We start from the raw sequence: 26150 nt of genomic DNA on the forward strand, positions 1-26150 counted from the left end.
CAGCGCAACTGCCGCCGACAGGCGGCGCTTCGTCTCGATCACGGATTGACTCCCCAGCAGATGACGGTTGGTTGAAGCCGCCTTCGGGCGGCCGCGGATACCACAGTCACTGGGGGCGACCGCGTGCACACGGGCACACGCGCAGGACGCACACGCAGAGCAGGCGTTCCCTCGACGCCTGGCACGGATACACGACGGTTCTCCCCAGAACCGCGCTTGTGGCCCCTCTCTGAACCCAAGCGCGGGCGGCACCCTAGCAGCGCCTGTGACGAAAGTAATGCTGCGTGGCAGCGGAAAACGTATTCATCCGCGTGCGCAGACATGACGGATCGTCATGACGTCATGCATCGAACACAGGGTTGCGCCACTCGGCGTGGCGCGCCGACCGGTTCGGCCTCGGCGGCATCGAGGGTTGCGAAGCGTGCGTGACCGGCGGGCCGGCTTGGACCCCGGCCCGCCGACGACGGTCAGCCCGCCTTGTGCTTGGCGAGCTTGAGCCCGGTGTAGACGACGGTATCGGGATTGAGCGACACCGATTCGATGCCCTCGTCCATCAGCCATTCGGCGAGGTCGGGGTGGTCGCTCGGGCCCTGGCCGCAGATGCCGACGTACTTGCCCTTGGCGCGCGCCGTGCGGATCGCCATCGACAGCATCTTCTTCACCGCCGGGTCGCGCTCGTCGAACAGGTTGGCCACGATGCCCGAATCGCGATCGAGGCCGAGCGTGAGCTGGGTGAGGTCGTTCGAACCGATCGAATAACCGTCGAAGATCTCGAGGAACTCCTCGGCGAGCAGCGCGTTCGACGGCACCTCGCACATCATGATGATCTTGAGGCCGTCCTTCCCCTGTTCGAGGCCGTTCTTCTTCAGCACCTCGATGACCTTGCGGCCTTCCTCGAGCGTGCGCACGAACGGGATCATCACCCACGCGTTGGCGAGGCCCATCGTCTCGCGCACCTTCTTCATCGCGCGGCATTCGAGCGCGAACGCCTCGGCGAAGCTCGGGTCGACGTAGCGGCTCGCGCCGCGGAAGCCGATCATCGGGTTTTCCTCGTGCGGCTCGTAGCGCTTGCCGCCGATGAGGTTGGCGTACTCGTTCGACTTGAAGTCGGACAGGCGCACGATCACCGGGTTCGGCGCGAACGCCGCGGTGATCGTCGCGATGCCTTCGGCGAGGCGGTCGACGTAGAAGTCGACCGGGCTCGCGTAGCCGGCGCTGCGCTCGTCGATCTGGCGCTTGGTGTCGGCGTCCTGCTTGTCGTATTCGAGCAGCGCCTTCGGATGCACCGCGATGTGGCTCGCGATGATCATCTCGAGGCGGGCGAGGCCGACGCCCGCGTTCGGCAGCATCGCGAAGTCGAACGCGCGCTCCGGGTTGGCGACGTTCATCATGATCTTCAGCGGCGCCGGCGGCATCGCGCCGAGGTCGGCGGTGACGCGGTCGAATTCGAGTCGGCCTTCGTAGATGAAGCCGGTATCGCCCTCGGCGCACGAGATCGTCACGTCCTGGCCGTCTCTGATCGCATCGAGCGCGTTGCCGGTGCCGACCACCGCGGGTACGCCGAGCTCGCGCGCGATGATCGCCGCGTGGCAGGTGCGTCCGCCGCGGTTGGTGACGATCGCGGCGGCGCGCTTCATAACCGGTTCCCAATCCGGGTCGGTCATGTCGGCGACGAGCACGTCGCCGGGCTCGACGCGGTTCATGTCCTTGATCGAGCGGATCACGCGCGCCTTGCCGGCGCCGATCTTCTGGCCGATCGAACGGCCTTCGGCGAGTACCTTGCCGCGCGTCTTGAGCTGGAAGCGCTCGATCTGCGTCGCACGCGCACGCGACTTCACGGTTTCAGGGCGCGCCTGCAGGATGTAGATCTTGCCGGTGTGGCCGTCCTTGCCCCATTCGATGTCCATCGGGCGGCCGTAGTGCTTCTCGATGACCAGCGCCTGCTTCGCCAGCGCATGCACGTCGTCGTCGCTGATGCAGAAGCGCGCGCGATCGGCCGCCGGCGTCTCTTCGATCGTGACACGCTCGCCGGCCTTCTCCGAGTACACCATCCGCTGCTGCTTGGAGCCGATCTGCCGGCGCAGGATCGCGGGCTTGCCCTGTTCGAGGGTCGGCTTGTAGACGTAGAACTCGTACGGATTGACCGCGCCCTGCACGACCATTTCGCCGAGGCCGTAGCTCGCCGTGACGAACACCGCGTCGCGGAAACCCGATTCGGTATCGAGCGTGAACAGCACGCCCGACGCGCCGACGTCCGAGCGCACCATGAGCTGCACGCCGGCGGAGAGGAACACGTCCTCGTGCTTGAAGCCGTGGTGCACGCGGTAGGCGATCGCGCGGTCGTTGTAGAGCGAGGCGAACACCTCCTTGACCTTGTGCAGCACGTCCTCGATGCCGGAGACATTGAGGAAGGTTTCCTGCTGGCCTGCGAACGAGGCGTCCGGGAGGTCCTCGGCGGTCGCCGAAGAGCGCACGGCAACCGCGATGTCGGCGGCGCCGGCGTCCTTGCAGAGCTTGGCATAGGCGTCGCGGATCGCCTGGTCGAGGTCGGACGGAAGCGCGGTATCGACGATCCAGCCGCGGATCTGGGTACCGGCCGCGACCAGCGCGTCGACGTCCTCGACGTCAAGCGTGGCGAGGCGGTCCTGGATGCGGCGGGCGAGGCCGCTCTTCTCGAGGTAGGACTGGAACGCCTGCGCGGTCGTCGCGAAACCACCCGGTACCGACACGCCGAGCTTGGCGAGGTTGCCGATCATCTCGCCGAGCGAGGCGTTCTTGCCGCCGACCTTGCCGAGGTCGGACATGCGCAGCTCATCGAGCCAAAGGACCAGGTCGCTCAAGGGGATACTCCGTGGGAAGAGAAGGCCGCTTTGCGGCAGCGCGCAATTTTCGGGCTTTGCCGCGGTTCCGGCAAGCCGCGCCGGGTCGGGCGGCGCCGGCGCCGCGGGAACGGCGGCGCAGGGCGCGGAAATCGGCCCGCTTCCCGTAGACTCGCCGGCGACAGAAGCCCCGGGAGCCCCATGCGCCGCACGATCTTCTACGTCTCCGACGGCACCGGCATCACCGCCGAAACGATCGGCCACAGCGTCCTCACCCAGTTCGATTCGGTCGAGTTCGACACCTACCGCATCCCGTTCGTCGACGCCGAGGACAAGGCGCGCGCGGCGACCGTGCGCATCCGCACCGCCTACGCGCAGAGCGGCGTGCGGCCGATCGTGGTCAACACGATCATGGACCAGAAGCTCAGCGACATCGTCGCCGAGAGCGGCGCGCTCATGCTCGACGTGTTCGCGCCGTTCATCGGCCCGCTCGAGGCGGAACTGGGCACGATGCGCTCGGCACGCGTCGGCAAGGCGCACGGCCTGACCGACTTCACCGAGTACGAGGCGCGCATCAACGCGACCAACTACGCGCTCAGCCACGACGACGGCATCGACGTGAACTACGCGGACGCCGACGTGATCCTGGTCGGCGTCTCGCGCGTGGGCAAGACGCCGACCTGCCTCTACATGGCCCTGCATTACGGCGTGCGCGCGGCGAACTACCCGCTGACCGAGGAAGACCTCGAACGGCTCGAGCTGCCGCGCCGCCTGCTGCCGTTCCGCTCGCGCCTGTACGGACTCACGATCGAGCCGCAGCGCCTCGCCCAGGTGCGCCAAGCGCGTCGCCCGGGCAGCCGCTACGCCCAACTGGAGCAGTGTCGCTGGGAACTGGGCCAGGCGGACAAGCTGTTCCGCCGCGACGCGATCCCGGTGCAGAACACCACCCATACCTCGATCGAGGAAATCGCGAGCAAGATCCTCGCCGAGCTCGGCATCGAGAAGCACATGTTCTGAGTCCCTGGGCGTACGCACGCGCGGCGCGGGACAGGTATCCTCGGGGCTCCTGGCGCCGGGGCGCCATGTTCCTGGGGGAGGCACCATGTTCCACGACGTTCGCGCGCGCCGTGCGCGTTTCCAACCGCTCGCGGCCGCGGTCGGTATCGCATTGTCGGCGGGTATCGCCGCGCCGCTCCACGCCGCCGGCACGGACCGCGTGCCGTACACGATCCTGCTGCACGGCGAGCCGGTCGCGGCCTACCACGGCGGCGTGTCGGGCTTCGCCGCGCCACCGCGCATCGCTTTCGGTCGCAAGGCGGGCCGGCCGGATCTTCGCTCCGCCGCCGCGCTCGCCTACGCCGACTACCTGCAGCAGCGCCAAGGCGCATTCGTGCCCGATGTCGCGCGCGCGCTCGGCCGCCCGCTCGGCGTCGTCGCCACGATGCAGCATGCGCTCAATGGCGTCATCGTCGAACTCGACGACGCGGAGGCCGCGCGCATCGCGCAGCGCAGCGACGTCGAACTCGTCGAACGCGAGCGCATGCTCGAACTCGACACCGACCGCGGCCCCGGCTTCATCGGCGCGCCGTCGATCTGGGACGGCAGCGCGAGCGGTGGCGTGGCGACGAAAGGCGAGGGCATCGTCGTCGCCGACCTCGACACCGGCATCAACTGGCAGAGTCCGGCGTTCGCCGCGACCGGGCCGACCGACGGCTACGTGCACACCAATCCGCTCGGCGCCGGCAACTATCTCGGGCTGTGCGGGCCGACCCCGCCCAATGCCGATGCGGGTCGCTGCAACGACAAGCTGATCGGCATGTACAACTTCACGACGACGTCCTCGACGCGCAGCGGCGAGGATCTCGACGGCCACGGCTCGCACACCGCCAGCACGATCGTCGGCAACCACTGGCAGGCGCCGTTCGGCGGCGCCTCGTTCCTCGTCTCGGGCGTCGCACCGCATGCCACGGTGATCGCGTACAAGGTGTGCACGACGGGCTGCAGCACGAGTGCCTCCTCGCAGGCCGTGAACCAGGCGGTCGTCGACGGCGCCGACGTGCTCAATTTCTCGATCAGCGGCGGCGTGAATCCGTGGTCGGATTCGGTGTCGATCGCATTCCGCAACGCGGTCGGCGCGGGCATGTTCGTCGCGGCGTCGGCCGGCAACGACGGCCCGGTCGCGGGGTCGGTCAACCACGTCGAGCCGTGGGTCGAGACGGTCGCCGCCTCGACCAAGGACAACGTCGTCGCGTTCCGCTTCGATCTCGTCGGCCCGGGCACGCCGCCGCCGGAAACGCAGGGCCTGCCGTTGCGCCCGGCCGCACCGCCGCTGCCGACCGAGGACATCGTCGCCGCGCCGATCGTGCGCAGCCCGACCTTCGCCGACGGCAGCAACGACGGCTGCTCGACGTTCGCGGCCGACACGTTCACGGCCGAAGCGCCGGCCGATCCCGACGTCGTCTTCGTCGACGGCTTCGACGGCGAGATCCCGGCCGCGCGCGTGGGCGCGATCGCCGTGCTCTCGCTCGACCAGAATGCAAGCAATTGCGGCAGCGTGTCGCGGCGCACGAATGCGCTCGCGGCCGGCGCGATCGGCGTGATCTTCGTCGACCGCGACTTCATCAACCTCGGCGCCAGCGCGACGTCCTGGTCGATGCTGCGCGCGGACTGGGACGCCGCGTGGACGCAGATCCAGACCGATCCCGCGCACGCGACCGCCTCGCTGTTGCTGCCTGCGGCGTCGTACGCGCAGCGCGGCGACGTCGTCGCCGATTTCAGCTCGCGCGGGCCGCTGGCGAGCAGCGGGCAGTTCCTCGTCAAGCCGAACATCACCGCGCCGGGCGTCGACATCCTCGCCTCGTACGCGGCCAATGCAGGTGGCGCGAATTCGACCGCGCTCGAAAACGGCACGTCGATGTCGAGCCCGCACACGACGGGCGCCGCCGCACTGCTGCGCGCCGTGCATCCGGACTGGACGCCGACCGAAGTGCGTTCGGCGCTCAACATGACCGCCAAGCTCGACGGACTGATCCGTGCGGACGGCAGCGGCGTGAACGTGTGGGATCTCGGCTCCGGTCGCGTCGACCTCACCCGCGCGTCGCTCACCGGCCTCCTGCTCGATGAAACCGTGCCGAACTTCGTCGCCGCCAATCCCGGCAGCGGCGGCACGCTGGCGACCCTGAACCTCGCGGAGTTCACCAGCGCGAACTGCGCGACGACGTGCTCGTTCACGCGCAACGTGCGCAGTCCGATCGTGACGGACCAGACCTATACGATCACGTTCTCGGGCCTGCCCGCGGGCGCGGTCACGACGGCGACGCCGACGCTGCCGGTCGCGGCCGGCGCGACGGTGTCGTTCGGCATCCAGATCGATGGCTCGATGCTGCCGGCTGGCTGGAACTACGGCCAGGTGATCCTCACGCCGGACAATGCGCTGCAGCCGGTGCTGCACATGCCGATCGCGATCCGTCGTTGAGAGGGGCGTGCGCCGCGACGGAGCCGTCCGTCGCGGCGCTGAGGCGAATCACCCAGCCGCGACTTGACTCGGCCGAGCCGGCCGACGCTACTCGGCAGCATGAAGGCAACCCACTTTGCGCTCCTGGCGTGTGCATTCTCGACGGGACTCGTTGCGTCAGGGCCCGGGCGCGCGTTCGAACGCGACCTGCTCGTCAATCCATCGGCGCAACCCGGCGACGAGGGCGGCATCGGTGTCGCGCTCGATGCCGGGCAGGTCGCGAGTGGCGCGCCGGGCGAATCGGCAGCGCGCGGCGCCGCCTACGTGTTCGATTGCTCTGCAGCGGCCTGTGCGCCGCCGCAGCGCCTCGCGCCGGGCGATCTCGTCCCGGGCGACCGTTTCGGCGCAGCGGTCGCGCTGTCCGGCGACACGCTGGCGATCAGTGCGACCGGCGCATCTCCGGGTGCGGTCTACGTCTACGTACGCGTCGCGGGCAACTGGCTGCAGCAGGCGCGCATCGCCCCGGCTGGCGCCGCCGGCGAACACTTCGGCATCGCGCTCGCGCTCGACTCGGACACACTCGTCGTAGGCGCCGATCGCGCCGACATCCGTGCCGGTGCCGCCTACGTGTTCGCGCGCACGGGCACGACCTGGAGTCCGACCGCGCGCTTGACGCCGGCCGATGCGCACGCAGGCGACGGCTTCGGGCGTTCGGTCGCGCTCGATGCCGGCACGCTCCTCGCCGGCGCGCCGCTCGCGCCGGGGGCGATCGCCGGCAGTTTCGCGCGCGGAGCGGCTTACGTGTTCACGGGCAGCGGGGCGACGTGGACGCAGCAGGCGAAACTCGTGCCTGCCGTGGTCGCGGACGGCGATTCGTTCGGTCTCGCGCTCGCGCTCGAGGGCGATCGCGCGGCGATCGGCGCGCCGATGGCGCAATCGCGCGCGGGTGCCGTGCACGTGTTCGAGCGCTCCGGCGTTGCGTGGAGCGAGCGCGCGCGCGTGGTGGCGCCGCTCGGCGCCGCCGGCGACCGCTTCGGCTGGTCCGTCGCAATCGACGCTGACCGCCTGCTCGTCGGGGCGCCGTACGCGTACGGCAGCTGCGGACGCGCCTGGCTGTATCGCAGCGCGGGTTCGGCGGCATCATGGTTCGCGACGACGGACGCCGACGTCGCGGCGGCGCTGCCCGAGACACTCGCCGGCTGGTCGGTCGCGATCGACGGTAGCCGCCTCGCCGCAGCCGCGCCCGGCTACGCCGCGGGCGACGACCACAGTGGCGCGGTCTATTACTTCGATGCTGCCGACGCCGTATTCGCCGATGGGTTCGAGCCGTCGGCACTCGTACTCGCGTGCGAGTAAGCCGCGCGCGTCAGTCGAGCAGGCGGTGTTTCACCGCGTAGCGGATCAGTTCGGCGGTGTTGCGCACCTCGAGCTTGTCGAGTACGCGGAAGCGGTGGTTCTCCGCGGTCTTCGTCGAGGTGCCGAGCTGGCGCGCGATCTCCTTGGTGGTGAGCCCTTCGGCGATCAGGTGGAACACTTCGCGCTCGCGCGTGGTGAGGTCGCGGTACGGGTCGGCGAGCACGTTGCCCGGGCTCTGCACCTGGCGCGCGAGCACGGCGGACGCGTGCGTGCCGAAGTAACCGCGCCCCGCGCCGAGCGAGCGCACGGCCTTCAGCAGTTCGCCCGTCGCACTGTCCTTGAGCAGGAAGCCCGACGCGCCGGAGCGCACGACGTGCAGCACGTACTCCTCTTCGGCGTGCATCGTCAGCACGAGGATGCGCGCCGATTCGAGCTCGCGCGACAGCCGCCGCACGACCTCGATGCCATTGAGCTTCGGCATCGAGATGTCGAGGACGATCACGTCCGGTCGCAGGCGCAACGCGAGCTCGACCGTTTCGATCCCGTCCGACGCTTGCGCGACGACCTGGCAGTCGCCGCTCGCGTCGATGAGCGCGACGAGGCCCTCGCGCAGGATCGTGTGGTCATCGGCGACGAGTACGCGGATCGTCTTCATGCCGCCGTTCCTTCGGGGCGGGCGGCGGGCGCGCCGCCGCCGAGGGGCAGCGTCACGCGCAGCTGGAAGCCTTCGTCCTTGTTCGAGGACAGCGCGAGGTCGCCACCGAACAGGCGCACCCGTTCGCCGATGCTCGCCAGGCCCGTGCTGTCGCCGGCGCGCGACTTGCCGAGCGCGGCGTCGACATCGCAGCCGATGCCGTCGTCGACGACCAGCAGTTGCAGATGGTCGCCGCGTGCGGCGAGGCGCAGCACGACGTTGCGCGCATGCGCATGCTTGTGCGCGTTGGTGAAGGCCTCCTGTGCGACGCGGAACAGGAGGGTCGCGAGGCCCTCGTCGAGTTCGGGCAGCGGGCCGACGTCGACCTCGATCGCGCATGTCTCGCTCCCGGTCTGTCGCGCGAGCCAGCGCAGCGCGGCATCGAGCCCGATGTCGTCGAGGATCTGCGGGCGCAGGAGGCGGGACATCGCGCGGGTTTCCTCCACCGCGGTCTCGCACAATGCGATCGCTTCGCGCAGCGGCACGCAGTCCGCGCCACCACGCTCGCGCGCGAGCGCGTCGAGGCGATGCCGCAACGCAGTCAGGTGCTGGCCGATGCCGTCGTGAAGGTCGCGCGCGAGGCGCCGGCGTTCGTCCTCCTGCACGCGCCAGACCGAACGCGCGAGCCGGCGGAAGTGCTGGTCGCTCGACTGCAGCTGAGCGAACAGCTGCTCCTGCTGCTCGCGCATGCGCGCGAGCAGATCACGCGTGTCGGCGGCCGGTGCATCGAACAAGGACGGCGTGCGGCGGGGGCGATCGGTCATGGCGCGCTCTCCGGTTCGATGTCGAGGATGCGCGCGCGCGTGGCGAGCGCTCCGCGGCTTGCCGCGGGAGTGTTCGCGAGGACGCGCGCGTATGCTGCGCGCGCTTCGCGTCGCGCCTCGTCTGCGGTCGCGCCGCCGAGGCGCCGCGCGGCGAACGCGTGGATGGCGAACGCGCGTCCGTAGGCGGGCAGGCGTGCCAGCAGCGCGCGTGCCTCGCGCCATCTGGCCGCATCGGTCCCGCCGCCGAGTTCGAGTTCCGTTTCCGCGAGCCGCAGCCGCAGCGGGACGCTCGCGTAGCGCGCGGTGCCGGCACGTGCCTGCGCCAGTTGGCGTGACGCTTCGGCGCTGCGGCCCAGCTTGGAAAGCGCGCGCGCTCGCAGCAGGCGTGCGCCGAGTTCAGCGGGAAGCGAATGCGTCGCTCGCGCGCGCGCGATCGCGGCATCGGCATCGGCGAGGGCCGCCGTGGCGTCGCCGCCGGCGAGAGCGATCTCGCCACGTCGCGTCGACAGCAGGCTCGCCTGCTCGCCATTCTCGATCTTCGTCGCGTCGAGTCCGTCGAGCGCTTCGGTCGCGCCCGCGGCATCGCCGAGCCCGATGAGGGTCGCAGCCTCGAGCAACTTCATTTCCGTCACGCCACGCACGTCGCCGCGCTTCTCGAACTCGGCGCGTGCACGTGCCGCATGCGAGAGCGCTGCATTGGCGTCACCCTCGAGCTGGTCGAGCTCGGCGAGCGCGGCGTGGCTGATCGTGCCTTCTTCGGCCATTTGCAGTTCCTCGGCCGTGCGCAGGCTCGCTTGCTGCGCCGCACGGGCGGCCTTCCAGTCACCGCGGGCGACCTCGATCATGCCGAGGTTCTGCTGCGCATGGACGGCGCCGACGCGGTCGTCGACCTTCGCGTACGTCGCAATCGCCTGTTCCGAATACGCCTGCGCGTTGTCGAACTCGCCGATCTGGTAGTAGATGAAACCGACGTTCACCTGGCTTTCGCCGACCAGTCGCGAATCGCCTCCGGACTGGCGCAGGTTGAGCGCGCGACGATACGCGTCGAGGGCCTCGTGGTACTCGCCTCGCTCCTCGAACAGAAGGCCGGAATCGTTGGCGAGATCGGCCATCGCGGTGCTGTCGCCGAGCGGCTGGATGATCGAAGCGGCCTTGTCGAGCGCAGCGCGCGCGCCGGAGAAGTCGCCCTGGATCGACTGCACGGTGGCGAGGTTGCGCAACGTCGCGGCCTGGCCGCGCCGGTCGCCGAGATCGCTGCGCAATTGCTCGGCATGCACGAGCTGCTCGGCCGCGAGCGTGAGTTGGCCGAGGCGCCGGTAGCCGATGCCGAGCGCATTGCTCACGTCGGCGCGCATGCGACGGTCGTCGAGGCGATTGGCGAGCACCTGCGCACGCACGAGGTATTCGTCGACGGCGCGCTTGGCGTCGCCCGCCTGGATCGCGTATTTGCCGAGCGCGTACCAAGCGTCGATGTCGCGGGTGTCGCCCGCGACGACCGGTTCGAGCAGCTTCAGCGCCTCGTCGTAGTCACCGAGCTCGGCCTTCGCGCGCGCGAGGAGCCGCGCGACCACCGGATCGCCGGGCGCCGCCGCGTGCAAGGCATCGAGCGTCTTCACCGCGCCTTCCGGATCGCCGGTGACGATGAGCGCGTACGCGCGCAGTCCACGCGCGGCGATCGACTCGTCCGCGGAGCCGCGATCGATGATGCGGCGCGCGACCGTATTCGCATCGGCGACGCGGCCGTCGCGATCGAGCCGTTGCAGCAGCGACCACCAGAGCGAGGTGTCGTCGGCATCGGCAAGCGTGTGCAAGGTCGCGTCGAAGGTGTCCGGGGTCGGAGTTTCCTCCTGCAGGCGCCCCAGTTCGACGAGCGTCGACGTGGCAGGCCACGCGGTGGGTTTGGACACTGCGCCAAGATACGCGAGCAGGGCCGTCTGCGCCTCGCCGAGCCGAGTGGGGAGTTCGGTGTCGTCCGCCGCGTGCACATCGCGGCTGAAGAGCGGCGGTTCCGACGCAGCGTCGCGAACGGCGAGCGAGACGGTGATGCCGGCGGCGTCGCGCCGGAAGTGTCCCGTGAGGACGCGACGTGCGCCGAGTGCCTCCGTTACGCGCGCGACGTGGCGGGAAGCGGCATCGGCGTCGAAGCGCAGCTCGACCAGGGCGCGGCGCACGCGTTCGTAGTCGGCATCGTGTCGGCCGGGCACGCTCGCGAGTGCGTCGGCGAGATGGCGGCCGACGCCCACGGCCAGGGCTCGGTCCTTCGCCTCGCTGCTGTCGACCGCCAGCGGCAGTACGGCCAGATCGAGTGGCGCGGCCGCAGGCGGCGCGATCGATGTGGGCGAGGATCGGGCGTTCCAGCGGACGATCGCCATGCTGGTCGCGCCGAGCAGCAGCGCGGCAACGCCGGCGGCGATCAGTCGCCGGGGCGCGCGCCCGAGTCCGGGTACGCGCCTGTGGTCGATTGCGCGCACGACTTCGTCTGCGCTCTGGAAGCGGCGCGCGGGCCGCAGTTCGAGCAGCTTCGCACACAGGCGCACGACGTACGGCGGCAAGCCCGGCCTGAGCGTCGACACCGACGGCGGATCGCGAACGATACGTTGCGCCAGCATTTCCGCCGGCGTGCCGCCGCGGAATGGCAGGGTGCCCGTCAGCATCTCGAACAGGATCAGCCCGAGCGCGTACAGGTCGCTGCGACCGTCGATCGTCTCGGCGCGCGCCTGTTCCGGAGAAAGGTACTCGGGCGTGCCGATGATCACGCCACTGCCGGTGATGCCGGTACTCCCGGCGGAACGCGCGACGCCGAAATCGGTGATCGCCGCGTCGCCCTTCTCGTTGATGAGCACGTTCGCGGGCTTGAGATCGCGATGCACGACGTGGCGGTGATGCGCAGCGGCGAGGCCGAGCGCGACCTGTCGCGTGATGCGCAGCGCGACAGCGGGCGCGAGCGCGCCTTCCTCGTCGAGCAGCTTCTCGAGCGAGCGCCCGGCGACATGGTCCATGCTGATGAGCCAGAGTTCGCCGTGCCTGACGAGGTCGTGGATCCGCACCACGTGCGGGCTCGACACCTGGCGAGCGAGCAGCAGCTCTTGCCGAAAGCGCTCGAACGCGTCGGGCCGGCTCGCGAATTCGGGACGCAGCAGCTTCAGCGCGACGTCGACGTCGAGCTCGTCGTCGCGCGCGAGGTAGACCACGCCCATGCCACCCATGCCTAGCAATCGGACGATGCGGAAGCGTCCGCCGACGAGTTGTCCGGGCGCGAAGTCGGCCGCGGCGATCAAGCCGGTCACGGTCGCGTTGGCGACGCCGCCGCCGGCCTCGAACGTGCGGCCGGGCGACGTCACGCGCGTGCTTCCTTCGGCGGCGGCGACCAGCGCGGCGCCACACCGATCTCGTCGACCGACGCCTGGTCAACCGCCAGCAGGGTCGACAGGTCGTCGAGGGCGGCATCCAGGGCGGCCATCGCGAGCGCGGTCGCCGCTCGGTCGACGTACGCGCCGAGCAGCTCGGCGTCGAGCTGGGTGAACACCTTGGCTTCGTCGCTCGTGTCCGCGTAGGCGATCCCCAGCACGTCGCCTCGATACTGCATCGGCAGGCAGGCGATCGCGCGCAACCCTTGCGCGACGACGCTCGGTTGCTCGCCGAGCCATGCGCGCACGTGCGGGTCGGAGGAGAACACCGGCTTGCGGTAGAGCAGGGCGCGGTCCACCGCACCGCGGCTGCCCGAAAAACTGCGGCCGTCGATCTCCTCGGGGCGGAACGCGTAACAGGCGCGCAGCACGAGCGCGCGGTCGGCGTCGTAGGCGAGGAGGAAGCCGCGTTCGCATTCGGCAATGTCGACGATGCCGCGCAGGAGGTCGCCGATCAGCCGCGTGCTCGACTGCGCGCGCCGCTCCAGCCGCGTCGCCCAGGCGAGCGACGAGCTGCGCCGCTCGGCGGCACGCGCCTCGAGTCGGGCCTCGGCGGCCGCGTCGATACGCTCGAACTCGCAGAACACGTCGCCGAGCGCGAACCACGCGTTCTGCGGAAGAGTCGCCTCGACCGTCTTGGCGCCTTCGACGCGCGTGCCGTTCTTGGAGCCGAGATCGACGATGTGCCAGCCCGCTGCGTCGCCCTGCAGCCGCGCGTGACGGCGCGACACCGAGTCGTGTTCGACGCGCACGTCGACGTCAGCGTCGCGGCCGAGCACGAACTCGCCATCGTCACGCAGCACGCGCACGACGACCGCCTGGCCGGGAAGATGGATGCTCAGTTTCGCCGGCACGATGGACGCCTCAGGGAACGCCGTTCAGGCGTCCGAGCGCGAACTTCACGTTGCCGCTGAGGGTGACGAGCTCACCCTCCGCATTGACGAGGTCACGCGCCGAGCGCCAGACGTTCGGCAGGGCGGGACCGCCGAGCGCGGCGCAGTGCAGGTCCAGATCGTCGAGGTGGGCGATCGCCTGCGCGTAGTTCGCCGCGTCGAACGCGGCGCGGCTGACCGCGAGGTCGGCCTGGAGCGTCAGCTGCGCCGACAGGCCGATCGCTGGATCGTCCAGGCGTGCCTCGAGCGCGTCGTAGCCGGCGGCCGCATCGGTCGCGTAGTGCTGCACGAGCGTCTTGGCGATGACGAATTCGGAGAAGCTGCCACCGCTGCCGCGCGCGCGCACGCTGCCCGAAGCGACGCCGCCGGTCACGTCGTGGAAGCCGAGCCCGATCGGCGCCTTCATGAGGCGGTAGGGGGAGAACGGCACGTACAGGAGGTCGTCGCTGTGATACTCGACGTGCACCTCGTCGTCGAACTGCAAGCCGCAGCCGGACGGAGGCTCGACCGTCACGCGCACCGGGAATGAGGTGTCTACGACCTGGTTGCCGACCGCGGGCATGCGGCTCTCGACGTCGGCGATCTCGCTTGCGTCGAGCACGTCCGCATCGAGGCCGAGGCAGGCAACGGTCAGATTCTGCGGGTTCTCGAATTCGATCTCGAATTCGGCGGTGTAGTTGCCGCCACCCGGGGCGGGCAGGCTGATATCGGCGTGCGCCTTGCGCCCGTCGATGATCGTGACCACCACGCTGCCCGCGTGCGCCGTAACGGCCGCTGCGGCGAGCGCGCAGGCACAGGCGGCGCTCGCGTAGCGCGGAAGAAGGGGGGCGTGGTTGCGGAGGCGGGTGGTATCCACGATGGATGCACGGTAATCGAGTTGCCGCGCAGCGTCGATAGCCGCACAGGACCGATGCGCGCAAGTGGGCGAAAAGCACCTCGTGCGCTGGGTGGAAACACCTACGCGCGACCTCGTGCCGCAGCTGAATGGGCGAACACCGCGTCGTCTCGTGGGTGAAACCGCTCATTGAGAGGGCGCACCGGTGGCGACGACCATGGCCTCGCTGCACACCGCAGCGCAAGGCCACCGATGGAGGCCCTCATGTCGGCTCGATACACCACACTCGCCACGGCGGTCGCACTTGCCGTCGCGTTCTCCTCTCCGGTGGATGCGCTCACGATCACGCGCGCATTCTCCGGACTCTGGGTTGACGCGGCCGAGCCCTCCCGCGGCCTCGGTGCTGAGGTCATCGCGGGCGCCACCGGCCCCGAACTCCATGCGTACTGGTTCACCCGCGATGCGGCGGGCAAGCCGGTATGGATTCGCGCGCAGGGCCCTATCAAGGGCGCCCGCGCGGTGCTCGATGCAAGTGTCGCCTCGGCATCGACGCCCGTCCATTGGGGCAAGGTTACCGCATCGTTCGTCGACTGCGGCCACGGCACCCTGGCGTTCCAGCCTGACGACAGCCGCCAGCGCACGGCGCCGTCGAACCTCGTGCGCGCGGCCGCGTCGTCGGCCGACGCGTGCACGGGTGGCCTGTCGGACGACCACGTCGCGTCCAACGACGTGCGCATCGTGCAGTTCCTGGGCAATACCGGCGTCGTGCCGGCCGCCAGCGGCAAGCTGCGTTTCGAGGATCGCGGCGACCGGACTGATTTCAAGGTGCAGGTCGAAGACTTGCCGGTGGGCACCTATTCCCTGCGCGTGGCCGGCACCGAGCGCGCCGCGTTGAACGTCGTCGCCGCGGCCATTGGCACGTTCGCCGAGGCGGAGTTCCGCAGCCCGGTCGAGCCGGGCAAGATCCTGCTCGACTTCGATCCGCGCAAGCAACTCATCGAAGTCGTGCAGGGGTCGACCGTGTTTCTCGCCCGCACGTTCGATGGGGACGGGCGCGACGACCATGCCAATCCGGGCGGAACCTTCGAGCGCTACGTGCTCGAACTCGAGACGTCGAACGACGGACCGCAGATGCGTGCGGTGCTCGACGACGGCCGCGGGCGCAGCGAGTTCTCGGTCGAGCTCGAAGATTTCGCCGTCGGTCGCTACACGGTGCTCGTGAACGGCGCCGAGCGAGGGTCGATCGACGTCGTCGCGGTCGAAGGCGGCACCGAAGGCGAGATCGAATTCCGCGACCCACCCGAGCCGGGCCACGTCGATCTCGACTTCGATCCGCGCGGACAGTCGATCGCGATCGCGACCAACGGGGCGATCGTGCTCTCCGGAAACTTCCCGAGCGTGCCGACGAACAGTGTCGGCCATGGCGGCGGCAACGACGACCCGCCAGGCGACGACCACGGTGGCGGCGGCAACGACGATCCGCCAGGCGACGACCATGGCGGTGGCGGCAGCGATGATCCGCCGGGAGACGATCATGGCGGCGGTGGCAATGATGACCGCCCGGGCGATGACACGGCGGTCGCGGTGACGACGACGCACCCGGTGACGACCATGGCGGTGGCCGCGGTGGCGGTCACGGCCGGCATTGAGGCGTGAAAGTCCGGAACGGGGGGCGCTGCGGCGCCCCTCGTTGCACTTTCGGCGGGGAACCCCATCTTACCCGTCCCGCAGCCGGCCGCATAAGTCTGTGCGCGCCGGGTTGCCCCGCCTTTGATGGATCCATGTCCGCCGTACTCGAACGACCGCAATCGCTGCTGCCGAGCCGCTTCTCGTGGCTGATGGGGCTGTATTCGGAGAATTACCACCGGCTCGCGCGGCTGTTCGCGCCGCAGGATCTCGCGATCGGCAGCTACCGCTCGTCGCTGGACGATGGCCTCGACGTGCGCCTGGACGTGCTCGAGCGCCATCGCTACACGCTCGACCTGCACCTGACCTATTGCTTCGTCGATGAGGACACCGGCGAGTCGGCACCGTCCGCGCAGCTGCGCATGTACCACGATGCGCACATGGCCGAGGTGCTCGACTGCCGCGCCGACCGGCGCCTGATCCGCGCGATCGGCCCGCTGCAGCCGGCGCGCAGCGTGTTCCAGCAGCGCGTGCGGATGAGTTCCTTCCTCAATCGATGGCTCGAATACCTCGCCGAGCAGGGGCATTCGATCGGCACGCTCGAGCCCGCGCCCGGTTTGCCGGCGACCCTCGTTCCGCCGTTCACGCACTCGTAGCCCGGTATGCGCGCGCCATGGGCGAGCAACGGTCTTCGCGACCGGCACACGCCCGTTTCCGTTCGCGCTGAGCGCAGCCCGCAAAAAAGCGAGCGGAGTCGAAGCGCCGTCGTCGAGGCAACTGCCCCTTCGACTCTGGCCTGCAGCCTGCGCCAGGGCGAACGGATGAAATGGGGCGCCGCTTCTGTGGACCGATTGTCTTCGCCGGCCGACGCAACGCTGATCTCCGTTCGCGCTGAGCGCAGCCCGCGAAGCCGGCGAAGTCGAAGCGCCCGTCGGCGAGGCAACGGTCCTTCCACTCCGGCCTGCGGCCTGCGCTCAGGGCGAACGGATGGATCCCGTCGCGCGTGCGGCGATTCTGTGGGACCGGCGGAAGTCGCGATGCTTCTCGGGACGCGCTCGCTTTGCGCGTGGCGCTTCGGCGGGACTCGCCGCTACGCGGCTCGACCCGCGCTACGCGGCTCGACCCGCCCTACGCGGCTCGACCCGCGCTACGCGGCTCGACCGACTGTGCGCCGGACCCGCCTTTGAGGCTCCAAGGCGCTATGCGTTTGCGAGCCGGAGTGCGTCCTGGAAATCGGTGGCGAAGCGCAGCGTCGTGCCGTCTTCGACGACGCCCATCTGCGCGAGGATGCTCGCCGGCTGTTCGCGCAGGCCCGAAAGGATCACGCCGATGCCGCGGCGGCGACAGCGATCGATCATCTGCGTCAAGGCGGTCACGCCGGAGGCGTCGATGAGCGGCACCAGGCGCATGCGCAGGATGAAGATGCGGGGCGGTTTCGGGAACTGGTTCAGCACGTCGTCGAGGCGGTTGGCGACCGCGAAGAACAACGGGCCGGAAATCTGGAACGCCTCGACGCCGCGCGGCAACTGTGCGCGCTGGTCGTCGGCGGCCGGATCGTCGGCCTTGTCTTCCTCGATCAGCGACAGGTTCGATTCCATCGCGACGACCTCGCTCATGCGGTGCATGAACAGGAACGCCGCGAGCACGATGCCGACCTCGATCGCGACGGTGAGGTCGAACACGACGGTCAGCACGAACGTGAGCACGAGCACCGCGCGATCACCCACCGGCCCGCTCATGAGATGGCGGAAGCTCTCGATTTCCGCCATGTTCCACGCGACGACGACGAGGATCCCGGCCAGCGTCACGAGCGGCACGTAGGCCATCAGTGGCGCGAGCGCGAGCATGAACACGAGCAGGAATACCGCGTGCATGATGCCGGCGACCGGCGTGCGCGCGCCGGCGCGCACGTTGGTCGCGGTTCGCGCGAGCGCGCCCGTCGCGGGCAGGCCGCCGAACAGAGCCGACGCGGCATTGGCTACGCCTTGCGCGACGAGCTCGCAATTGGAGCGATGCCGCCCCCCGATCATGCCGTCGGCGACGACCGCGGACAGCAACGACTCGACGCCGGCGAGAAACGCGATCGTGAATGAGCTCGGGAACAGCTCCAGCGTGCGCTCGAACGGAATATGCGGGATCGCGAACGCGGGCAGCGCGCTCGGGATCGTGCCGAAGCGCGAACCGATCGTCTCGATCGACGGATGGAGCAGCGCGACGAGCACGACGCCGAGCGCGACGCTGATCAGGAAGCCGGGCAGGGCAGGACGCCAGCGTCGCAGGAGCACGATGAACGCGACTGTCGCGAGCGACAGCGCAGCAGCGGCGGGCGTCCACGTCGATGCGGTGTGCAGGTAGGTTTCCCAGCGTGCGAAGAACTCGCCCGGCACCTTGTCGACGTGCAGACCGAGCAGGTCCTTCACCTGGCTCGAGAAGATGCTGACCGCGATGCCGGCGGTGAAACCGGTGATGACCGGTTTGGGGATGTACTTCAGCAGCGTGCCGATGCGCAGCACGCCCGCCGCGATCAGCATGAAACCCGCGAGCAGCGTGCAGAGGATCAGGCCGCCGTAGCCGAACTTCTCGATCACGTTGAACACGACCGGCACGAACGCCGCGGTCGGGCCGCCGACCTGCACGCGCGAGCCGCCGAGCAGCGAAATGAGCAGGCCGGCGACGATCGCCGTGTGCAGGCCTTTCTCCGGGCTCGTGCCGGAGGCGATCGCGAGCGCCATCGACAGCGGCAGCGCGACGATCGATACGGTCAATCCGGCGAGCGCATCGCGGCGGAAATCGGCGACGCCGTAGCCGCCCTTCAGCAGCGTGAAGAGCTTGGGAACATACAGCGCGATGACGCGTTGATCGATCGGCATGCGTGACCGGCAATGGACGCCGGCCTGTTCCGGAGAAGGGTCGGAAACTGGCGTGCCACCGAGTATAAGCGGGCGCGTGCCGGCGTGCTTCGTCGGCGACCGCGAAAGCCGACGTTCGCCCGACTCGCTCCAACGGTGCGCCCGCGGTTGCGATCCGCCTATTTGCGCAGGTCGAACGATCGAGGTTCATGACCCTGTTCCAGGCCGCGATGGAGTCCGGCGCAAGCAGCTCGTTGCCGTCGCTCGACGTCCATACTCCGCGAGCCGAAGCATGCGGCAGGACAGCCGACTAGGGCAAATCGATCGCCCGATGGCATCCGTTGAGATGGTGTACTGCAGCCGCCGCGCCGCGACAACGTCCGCGCTGCTATCGGATTGCCCCGCTTCGGCGCACCGCCGCCAGGGCGAGCAGTCCGGCGAGAATGACCAGCATCGACGTCGAGGCGGAGGGAACTTCGGTCGAGGATGTGCCGGCTGGAGTACTCGGGGACAGCTCGATCACCACATCATCGTCGCTGCCGTCGTCATCGAACACCTGTTCGTCACCGGACCACAGTCCCCATTCCTCCACGAGCGACAAGCCGAACCGGATGGGCCGTGTCAACGGCGCATAGGCCGTCGCACGCAGAAGGCAGGAGCGCGATTCGCCTGCAGGAGGTTGTGCAGCGCAAATTGCATGGAAGGCGGTCCCACGGCGAAACATGTCGGGCCGTATGCTTCATCGTCACAGCCACCTGGAAATCCGCCATCGAGCCAGAACGGCGCGACCACGGCACCCTGGCAGGCACCGAAGTCGACGCGGTCGAGATCCCAAGAGCCGTGATTCGTGGCCGTGACGCGAACGAGGCCCGTACTTTCCCCGACCGCAGGAAAAGGAACGAGTTGCTCGCTACGGAGCGAAATGTTGACCAGCGACCCGAAAATCCAGTCGGTTTCCCGCAGCATGATCTGCGCGTTCGCGTCGTCCACGCCGAAGTGAAGCCATGCGATCGGGGGCGACGTCTCGGCGCGATGCACCTGGAGCGCGCATCGGACCTGCGTACCTGCGGGAATGGGCCCGGAGTGCAATTCGACGGGAGCGAGTCGTGCCCGCCGATTGCGCCATTGGAAACCGAACACGCCGAGCCGGGCGCCGCGATCGCATAGGCGCCCGATTCGCCAGACTCGAACGGCGCGGAGCGGAACACCGCTTCGCCTTGCGTCGCCGAGCGGTTGATGATCGTTACGAAGAAGGTCGCCGTCTCGCCGCGGTGCACGGGCACCTTGATGTCGGCCGCCGCAACGTCGGCGACGAACAGCACAAGCAGCAACAACGCGAAAGTCGAAGGTCGCCGTGCCATCGATTTCTCCGAACTGGAGGTCGGATGCGAGTGCCGTGGTTTTGGCCGATGCAACGAAAAAACCCCGCAATCATGCGGGGTTTTTCGAGAAGAAGTGGCGGAGCGGACGGGACTCGAACCCGCGACCTCCGGCGTGACAGGCCAGCATTCTAACCAGCTGAACTACCGCTCCGCGTTTTTCTGCAACTCGCGCACGTCCTGTGCGTTTTCACTTCCTGTCGCCCTTCACCTTATGGCGTCCCCAAGGGGATTCGAACCCCTGTTACTGCCGTGAAAGGGCGGTGTCCTAGGCCTCTAGACGATGGGGACGCTTAGGAAAACCGAATCTGTCTGGTGGAGCCAGCCGGGATCGAACCGGCGACCTCTACAATGCCATTGTAGCGCTCTCCCAGCTGAGCTATGGCCCCGAGAGAGCGCGAGAGAATAGTGGGCGATCGCGCGTTCGTCAACTCATCGCGGAAGTTTTTTTCGCGCGGCCGAACAGGCCGCTGCCGCGCGCATCGGGCTGGCTTTCGCTCTCGATGTAGCCGACCGCGTTGTAGGCGTTGATGAAGTTGGCGACGTCGGCAGCGCTCGCGCCGCTCTGCGTGGCGATGTCCTCCACGGTCGCAGCCTGCTTGAGCATCACCGTCGCGATGCGGAAATGCTTCGGGAACTCACGCTCGCTCTGCGGCCAGCGCGCGAGCTTGTAGTGGCCGCGCGGGTCGAGCCCGGCTTCGAGCTGGCCGTCGTTGCCCACCAGGTGGACGAGCCATTTGAGGCGCGACACCGGCTGCGCGGGGAGGCTTCCCGCCTGTTTCGTGAAATCGGCCTCGCCGGTCACCTGGATCTCGCCGTGGCCGATCGTGCGCGTGCACCAGGGCGTGATCGCCTTGAGGTTGCCGGCTGAGCGCCAGGTCTGTTCGTGCGTGTCGATGAAAAGGTCGGGAAGCCCGTTCGCCTGCAGGTGAAGGCGGCCCGGGAACGGCGAGTTCGCGCCGAGCAGGTCGGCCAGGTGCAGCGTGCGCCCGTGTTCGACATGCGTGTAGGCGGGCGATGCGGGCGCCGGCGACGCGGGCGGCTGCGGCGCGCGCGCCATGGAAGCGGCCGGCGCAGCGGGTGCTGCAGGTTGGCGCGGGGGCGCAGCGTGCGTGGGCGCAGCCGGTTTCACGGCGGCGACGGGTGCCGGTTCCGCCGCGGGTTTCGCAGGCGTTGCAGCGGCGACCGGCATGCCGGCGAGGTGGGCGCCGACGCGGTTGAGCGTCTCGACCAGGCCCGCGCCGTCGACCGGCGTGCGCACGGCGAATTCGTAGGACTCCGGGGTCGCGGTGAGCGCGGCGACGAGCCGGCCGCTGCCCTGCGCCTTGAGCCAGTCCATGTGCCCGTACACCGAGTCGGTTTCGATGAGCAGCAGTTCCGCGCCGACGTAGTCGCCGATGCGCCAGCGCGCGTCGAGACGCGTGCGCTGTTCGTCGAGCAGGGCGTGGATGCGGGCGCTGACGTCAGCCGGTGCGCCGACGACGCACACGGTATGGAGTTTCGGAGTGTTCAAGGGCGGCTTCCCGTAGAGCGAGCACGTCGGTGGTAGCAAGGACCATGCCTGCGAGGATGGACCCGGCGGGCATCGGGAAGTGTGCGCCATTCCTCATCGGCTGGCACGATTCTGACGATCAGTGTCAGGCTTGGACGGGCTCCGCGGCGGTCTCGACCGCGCGGCTCCGCTCGCGCTGTTGCATCGTCCACAATTGGGCGTAGCGTCCGCCGAGCGCAAGCAACTCGTCGTGGCTGCCGCGTTCGACCGCGCGGCCCTGGTCGAGCACGAGGATCTGGTCGGCGTCGACGATCGTCGACAGGCGGTGCGCGATCACCAGGGTGGTGCGACCGCGCGCAATGCCGTCGAGTTCGCCCTGGATGATCTTCTCCGTGCGCGTGTCGAGCGCACTGGTCGCCTCGTCGAAGACGAGGATCGCCGGTTTCTTGAGCAGCGTGCGCGCGATCGCGACGCGCTGCTTCTCGCCGCCGGAGAGCTTGAGGCCGCGTTCGCCGACGCCGGTGTCGTAGCCCTGCGGCAGCGATTCGATGAAGGCGTGGATGTGCGCGGCCTTGGCGGCGGCGATCACCTCCTCGCGCGTCGCGTCGGGCCGGCCGTAGGCGATGTTGTAATAGATCGAATCGTTGAACAGCACGGTGTCCTGCGGGACGATGCCGATCGCCGCGCGCAGCGATTGCTGCGAGACCGAGCGGATGTCCTGTCCGTCGATCGTGATGCGTCCGCCGCTGACGTCGTAGAAGCGGAACAGCAGGCGCGCGAGCGTGGACTTGCCCGCGCCGGTCGTGCCGACCACGGCGAGCGTCTTCCCCGCGGGGATGCGGAAGTCGACGTCGGCGAGGATCGGCCGGTCCGGCGAATAGTGGAAGTCGACGTGCTCGAATCGTACTTCGCCGCCGTCGATCGCGAGCGCCGGAGCGCCGGGCGGATCCTCGACCTCGCGCACTTCGGCGAGCAGCACGAACATGCGCTCGATGTTGGTCAACGCCTGCTTCACCTCGCGGTAGACCATGCCGAGGTAGTTGAGCGGAATCGACAACTGGATCAGGAACGCATTGACGAGCACGAAGTCGCCGAGCGTCATCGTGCCCGCGACGACGCCGCTCGCCGCGCGCCAGAGCAGCAGCGTGAGGCCGATCGCGACGATGCCTGCCTGGCCGACGTTGAGCACGGCGAGCGTCTTGAGGCTCTTGACCGTCGCGTCCTCGAGCTTGACGAGGCTCGCGTCGTAGCGACCGAACTCGTGCCGCTCGTTGCCGAAGTACTTGACCGTCTCGTAGTTGAGCAGCGAGTCGACCGCGCGCTCGTTCGCCTCGGTATCGGCCGCGTTGGCCGCGCGGTAGTAGCGCATGCGCCACTCGGTGATCGAGAACGTGAAGGCGATGTACGCGACCAGCGTGCCGAGAGTGATCGCGGCGAAGCTCCAGTCGAAGCGCGTGATGAGGATGCCGCAGACGAGCACGACCTCGAGCAGGGTCGGCAGGATCGTGTAGATCGTCCAGTCGAGCAGGTCCGATGTCGCGGTCATGCCGCGTTCGACGTCGCGCGAGACGCCGCCGGTGCGGCGGTCGAGATGGAAGCGCAGCGACAATGCATGCAGGTGCTCGAACACGCGCAAGGTGATATTGCGCGAAGTGCGCGCGAGCACGCGGGCGAACACGATCTGGCGCAGTTCCTGGAACATCGAACTCGACAGGCGCAGCGCGCCGTACGCCATGAGCAGCACGAGCGGGATCAGCAGCGGCTTCGGCGTGAGATCGAGTGCGTCGATCAGGCGCTGCATGATCAACGGCACGCCGACGTTGGCGAGCTTGGCGGCGACGAGGAACAGCAGCGCGACACCCACGCGCACGCGGTAGCGCCACACTTCCGGCCAGAGACGGCGCAGGATCGACAACGTGCTTGCGGGTCGGGGTTCGCTCATCGGAGTCCCTGAGATTTCGCTGAACGGCCCCATATGGGGACGCCGGTGTCGTGTGGCAATGCAGGGTAGCAGCGGCGCTATGATCCTGCTCCTCACGATTTGAGGAGAAGATCATGCGCAACCTCGCCGCAGCCATCGGCACCACCTTGCTGCTCGCCGCCGGTCTCGCCCAGGCCGAACCGGCGACGCCCGCCGCGGCGCTCGCGCGCGAATCGGCACCGCACGGTGCTCGCGTGTTCTTCGTCGAACCGAAGGACGGCGCGACCGTCGGCCGGGACGTGCAGGTCAAGTTCGGCGTCGAGGGCATCGCGATCGCGCCGGCCACCGAAGGCAAGCCCGGCACCGGCCACCATCACCTGCTCATCGACGGCGACGAACTGCCGCCGCTCGACGCGCCGATCCCCGCCGACGCGACCCACAAGCACTACGGCAAGGGCCAGACCGAAGACACGATCCGCCTCGAACCGGGCACGCATACGCTGCAGCTCGATTTCGCCGACGCCCGTCACGTGCAGTTCGACCCGCCGATCGTGTCGCCGAAGATCACCGTGCACGTGAAATGAGGCCGGCGGGGCAACACGCGTAGAGATTGCAACACGAAGCACGCCGAGCACACGCAGAAGGCCCAGGCGGGATTCTGGTTTTTCCTCCGCGTGCTCCGTGCGCTCGGTGTTTCAGGCTATTCCGTCCGAAGGAACGCGTCGAAGCACGGAGCACATCGGGAAGGAATCTTTGATTTTCTTCGTGTGCTCGGTGTGCTTCGTGTTTCAGGCTTTTCTTGCTTCCGCTCCGAAAAACACCCGATCAGTCGATCGGCAGGTCGAGCATGAGCTCGCGCGCGTAGCGGACCGGCGGCGAGCCGAACGAGAGCAGCTTGTCGTGGTAGGCGCGCTGGTCGAACGCGGCGCCGGCGCGCTGCTCGGCTTCCTTGCGCAGGTCGAGATGCTCCTGCCAGCCGACGAAATAGGTCGGCAGCTGCGCCGAGGTGAGTTGCGCCCGCGTCCACTTGCCGGCGGCCTCGCGTTCTTCCTGGAACGTGCCCACGGTCATGAGCTTCATCGCGTCGTCGCGATTCATGCCGTCGACGTGGATCGCTTGGTCGAGGATCGCATTGGCGATCGCGCGCAGGTCCCACTTGAGGTGCACGAGGCGATAGAGCGGATCGTGGTCGAGATAGCCTTCGTCCGCCATCACCTTCTCGGCGTAGACGGCCCAGCCCTCGACGAACGCGCCCGAATACAGCACCGCACGCAGCGTCGACGGGTACTTGTTCGAATGCCACAGCTGCAGGTAGTGGCCGGGCATCGCCTCGTGGATGGTCAGCTCGTGGATCGAGCGCGTGTTGTATTCGCGAAGGAACGAGTCGACCTGCTTCTTCGACCAGTCGTCGGGGATCGGCGACACCGCGTAGAACGTGTCCAGCCCCTTGTCGAGAGGCCCGGGCGGATCGCAGTAGGCGAGCGCGACGCCGCGCTGGAATTCGGGCATCGTGATGATCTTCACCGGCGCGTCGGGCAGCGAAACGATGCCCTTGTCGCGCACGAATCGGGTCGCCTGCGCCAATGCCGCCTCGGCGGTCGGCAGCACCTTGTCGCGCGCGGGCCGATCCTTGTAGGCGAGTTCGAGCGCGGCCTGGATCGCCTTCTGCTGCTGCGCTTCCGTCGGATGCTCGGGCAGTGCGGGCGCGTGGCGCTTGCCGGCGAGGACCGTGCGCGCGATCGCGTACATCTCCTCGCGCGTGCTCTTCAGCGCCGCTTCGGCGCGCGTGCGGATCTCCTGCCGCGTGAGCGGCGAGTTCAGCGCGAAGGCGAGCTTGGCGTCGTAGAGCTCCGCGCCGATGCGGAAATCGCCCTTGGCCTGCGGCACGAGTTCGGTATCGAGCCAGTGCTGCTGTTCGTCGACCGCCTTGCGCAGGTCCGACGCCGCCGCTTCGAGGCGCTCGCGGTCGGCGTCCGGGAGTTCCTTCGCATGGGGCAGGATCAGTCCGTCGACGAGGCTGAGCACGCCCTTGTTCTGCTTCGACACGGTTTGCGCGTGCACCTTCGGCACCCGGGCCGGATCGAGGTTTGCACGCATCTGCGCGAACAGCGCCGGCAGCTTCTCCATGCGCGCTGTCGCGGCGCGCAGGCGCTCGGGCAGCGGCGCGAACTCGCGCGCCATGAGGCTGTACAGCGCTCCGCCGGCGAGCTGGCTGTAGAACGTCGGGTCCCACGCCCAGCTGCGCAGCGTTTCGTTCGCGAAGATGTCCGAGCGCAGCTGGTTGCGCAGCATGCCGTAGTCGACCTGGTTCTCGCGCGACAGCGCGCCGGGGTCGATCGTCCCGAGTTCGGCGAGCATGCCGCGCGAGAACTCGAGCGAGCGGTGCAGCCCGTCGGCGCTGAGGTCGTCCAGTTCGCCGTCATGGCGGTGGTCGCCGACCGTCGTCGCTGTGACCGGGCTTGCCGCCATCGTGCCGTCGAGCCAGCGTTGCGAGAGCGCGGCGAACCGCTCGTCGGCGGAAACCACCGTCGCCGCGGGGGCGGTCGCGGCGTCGCCGTCGTGACGCGATGTTTGCGGCGCGCAGGCGGCGAGGGCGAGACAGACCGACAATGCAACCAGGGTGCGTGACATGGGAACTCCGTATCGTCTTCGCCCGCGTGC

At 68.9% G+C, this 26150-nt stretch carries 18 protein-coding genes and 3 tRNA genes; 6 read left to right on the forward strand and 15 right to left on the reverse strand.

The features are described from left to right. Positions 1-467 precede the first annotated feature (467 nt). Positions 468-2840, reverse strand: a complete 2373-nt coding sequence (gene ppsA / locus ACTHK2_RS02305; protein ID WP_440244077.1) for a phosphoenolpyruvate synthase — start codon at positions 2838-2840, stop codon at positions 468-470. 180 nt (positions 2841-3020) lie between these two features. Between ppsA and ppsR the strand changes: the two genes are divergently transcribed. The 3 genes from ppsR to ACTHK2_RS02320 all read left to right on the forward strand — a co-directional run bounded on the left by ppsR (position 3021) and on the right by ACTHK2_RS02320 (position 7629). Further along, positions 3021-3836 (forward strand): posphoenolpyruvate synthetase regulatory kinase/phosphorylase PpsR, encoded by an 816-nt coding sequence (gene ppsR, locus ACTHK2_RS02310; RefSeq protein WP_440244078.1) that lies wholly within the window; start codon positions 3021-3023, stop codon positions 3834-3836. 85 nt (positions 3837-3921) lie between these two features. Then, positions 3922-6294 (forward strand): S8 family serine peptidase, encoded by a 2373-nt coding sequence (locus tag ACTHK2_RS02315; protein WP_440244079.1) that lies wholly within the window; start codon positions 3922-3924, stop codon positions 6292-6294. A 99-nt stretch (positions 6295-6393) separates the two neighbouring features. After that, positions 6394-7629 carry an FG-GAP repeat protein gene (locus tag ACTHK2_RS02320; RefSeq protein ID WP_440244080.1) on the forward strand — a complete coding sequence of 412 codons (1236 nt, stop codon included), beginning with the start codon at positions 6394-6396 and terminating at the stop codon, positions 7627-7629. A gap of 10 nt (positions 7630-7639) precedes the next feature. On the opposite strand, the gene ACTHK2_RS02325 is transcribed toward ACTHK2_RS02320, so the two are convergent. The 5 genes from ACTHK2_RS02325 to ACTHK2_RS02345 are packed head-to-tail and all read right to left on the reverse strand — an operon-like array spanning position 7640 to position 14243. Further along, on the reverse strand, positions 7640-8284 hold the full coding sequence (locus ACTHK2_RS02325; protein WP_440244081.1) for a response regulator: 645 nt from the start codon (positions 8282-8284) through the stop codon (positions 7640-7642). After that, positions 8281-9087, reverse strand: a complete 807-nt coding sequence (locus ACTHK2_RS02330; RefSeq protein ID WP_440244082.1) for a sensor histidine kinase — start codon at positions 9085-9087, stop codon at positions 8281-8283. Before ACTHK2_RS02330 ends, ACTHK2_RS02325 begins: the two co-directional genes overlap by 4 nt. Then, positions 9084-12428 carry a protein kinase domain-containing protein gene (locus tag ACTHK2_RS02335; protein WP_440244083.1) on the reverse strand — a complete coding sequence of 1115 codons (3345 nt, stop codon included), beginning with the start codon at positions 12426-12428 and terminating at the stop codon, positions 9084-9086. The genes ACTHK2_RS02330 and ACTHK2_RS02335 overlap by 4 nt, the downstream gene beginning before the upstream one ends. Then, positions 12425-13348 (reverse strand): FHA domain-containing protein, encoded by a 924-nt coding sequence (locus ACTHK2_RS02340; RefSeq protein ID WP_440244084.1) that lies wholly within the window; start codon positions 13346-13348, stop codon positions 12425-12427. Before ACTHK2_RS02340 ends, ACTHK2_RS02335 begins: the two co-directional genes overlap by 4 nt. Positions 13349-13358: 10 nt before the next feature. After that, entirely contained in the window at positions 13359-14243 is an 885-nt protein-coding gene (locus tag ACTHK2_RS02345) for a DUF6689 family protein (protein WP_440244085.1), read from the reverse strand. Between the two features lie 243 nt (positions 14244-14486). On the opposite strand from ACTHK2_RS02345, the gene ACTHK2_RS02350 reads away from it, so the two are divergent. Together ACTHK2_RS02350 and ACTHK2_RS02355 are read left to right on the forward strand one after the other, a co-directional pair. Continuing rightward, positions 14487-15878 (forward strand): hypothetical protein, encoded by a 1392-nt coding sequence (locus ACTHK2_RS02350; protein ID WP_440244086.1) that lies wholly within the window; start codon positions 14487-14489, stop codon positions 15876-15878. A gap of 125 nt (positions 15879-16003) precedes the next feature. Next, positions 16004-16504, forward strand: a complete 501-nt coding sequence (locus ACTHK2_RS02355) for a DUF1249 domain-containing protein (protein ID WP_440244087.1) — start codon at positions 16004-16006, stop codon at positions 16502-16504. Positions 16505-17047: 543 nt separating this feature from the next. Here the strand turns inward: ACTHK2_RS02355 and ACTHK2_RS02360 are convergent. The 8 genes from ACTHK2_RS02360 to ACTHK2_RS02395 form a co-directional block, all read right to left on the reverse strand. Beyond that, positions 17048-18718, reverse strand: a complete 1671-nt coding sequence (locus ACTHK2_RS02360) for a SulP family inorganic anion transporter (RefSeq protein ID WP_440244088.1) — start codon at positions 18716-18718, stop codon at positions 17048-17050. Between the two features lie 367 nt (positions 18719-19085). Continuing rightward, on the reverse strand, positions 19086-19298 hold the full coding sequence (locus ACTHK2_RS02365) for a hypothetical protein (protein WP_440244089.1): 213 nt from the start codon (positions 19296-19298) through the stop codon (positions 19086-19088). A 20-nt stretch (positions 19299-19318) separates the two neighbouring features. Then, entirely contained in the window at positions 19319-19687 is a 369-nt protein-coding gene (locus ACTHK2_RS02370; RefSeq protein ID WP_440244090.1) for a hypothetical protein, read from the reverse strand. Positions 19688-20153: 466 nt separating this feature from the next. Further along, positions 20154-20230, reverse strand: a tRNA-Asp gene (locus ACTHK2_RS02375). A 61-nt stretch (positions 20231-20291) separates the two neighbouring features. Continuing rightward, a tRNA-Glu gene (locus tag ACTHK2_RS02380) sits at positions 20292-20367 on the reverse strand. Between the two features lie 22 nt (positions 20368-20389). Continuing rightward, a tRNA-Ala gene (locus ACTHK2_RS02385) sits at positions 20390-20465 on the reverse strand. A 38-nt stretch (positions 20466-20503) separates the two neighbouring features. After that, the gene (locus ACTHK2_RS02390) at positions 20504-21589 is read right to left on the reverse strand and encodes a hypothetical protein (protein WP_440244091.1); all 1086 of its coding nucleotides are present in this window, start codon (positions 21587-21589) and stop codon (positions 20504-20506) included. Between the two features lie 124 nt (positions 21590-21713). Beyond that, positions 21714-23510, reverse strand: a complete 1797-nt coding sequence (locus tag ACTHK2_RS02395; protein WP_440244092.1) for an ABCB family ABC transporter ATP-binding protein/permease — start codon at positions 23508-23510, stop codon at positions 21714-21716. 113 nt (positions 23511-23623) lie between these two features. Between ACTHK2_RS02395 and ACTHK2_RS02400 the strand changes: the two genes are divergently transcribed. Then, on the forward strand, positions 23624-24073 hold the full coding sequence (locus tag ACTHK2_RS02400) for a DUF4399 domain-containing protein (RefSeq protein WP_440244093.1): 450 nt from the start codon (positions 23624-23626) through the stop codon (positions 24071-24073). Between the two features lie 241 nt (positions 24074-24314). On the opposite strand, the gene ACTHK2_RS02405 is transcribed toward ACTHK2_RS02400, so the two are convergent. Continuing rightward, entirely contained in the window at positions 24315-26120 is a 1806-nt protein-coding gene (locus ACTHK2_RS02405) for a DUF885 domain-containing protein (protein ID WP_440244094.1), read from the reverse strand. Positions 26121-26150 lie beyond the last annotated feature (30 nt).

The organism is Dokdonella sp., assembly GCF_051958935.1.
Classification (GTDB): Bacteria; Pseudomonadota; Gammaproteobacteria; order Xanthomonadales; family Rhodanobacteraceae; genus Dokdonella_A.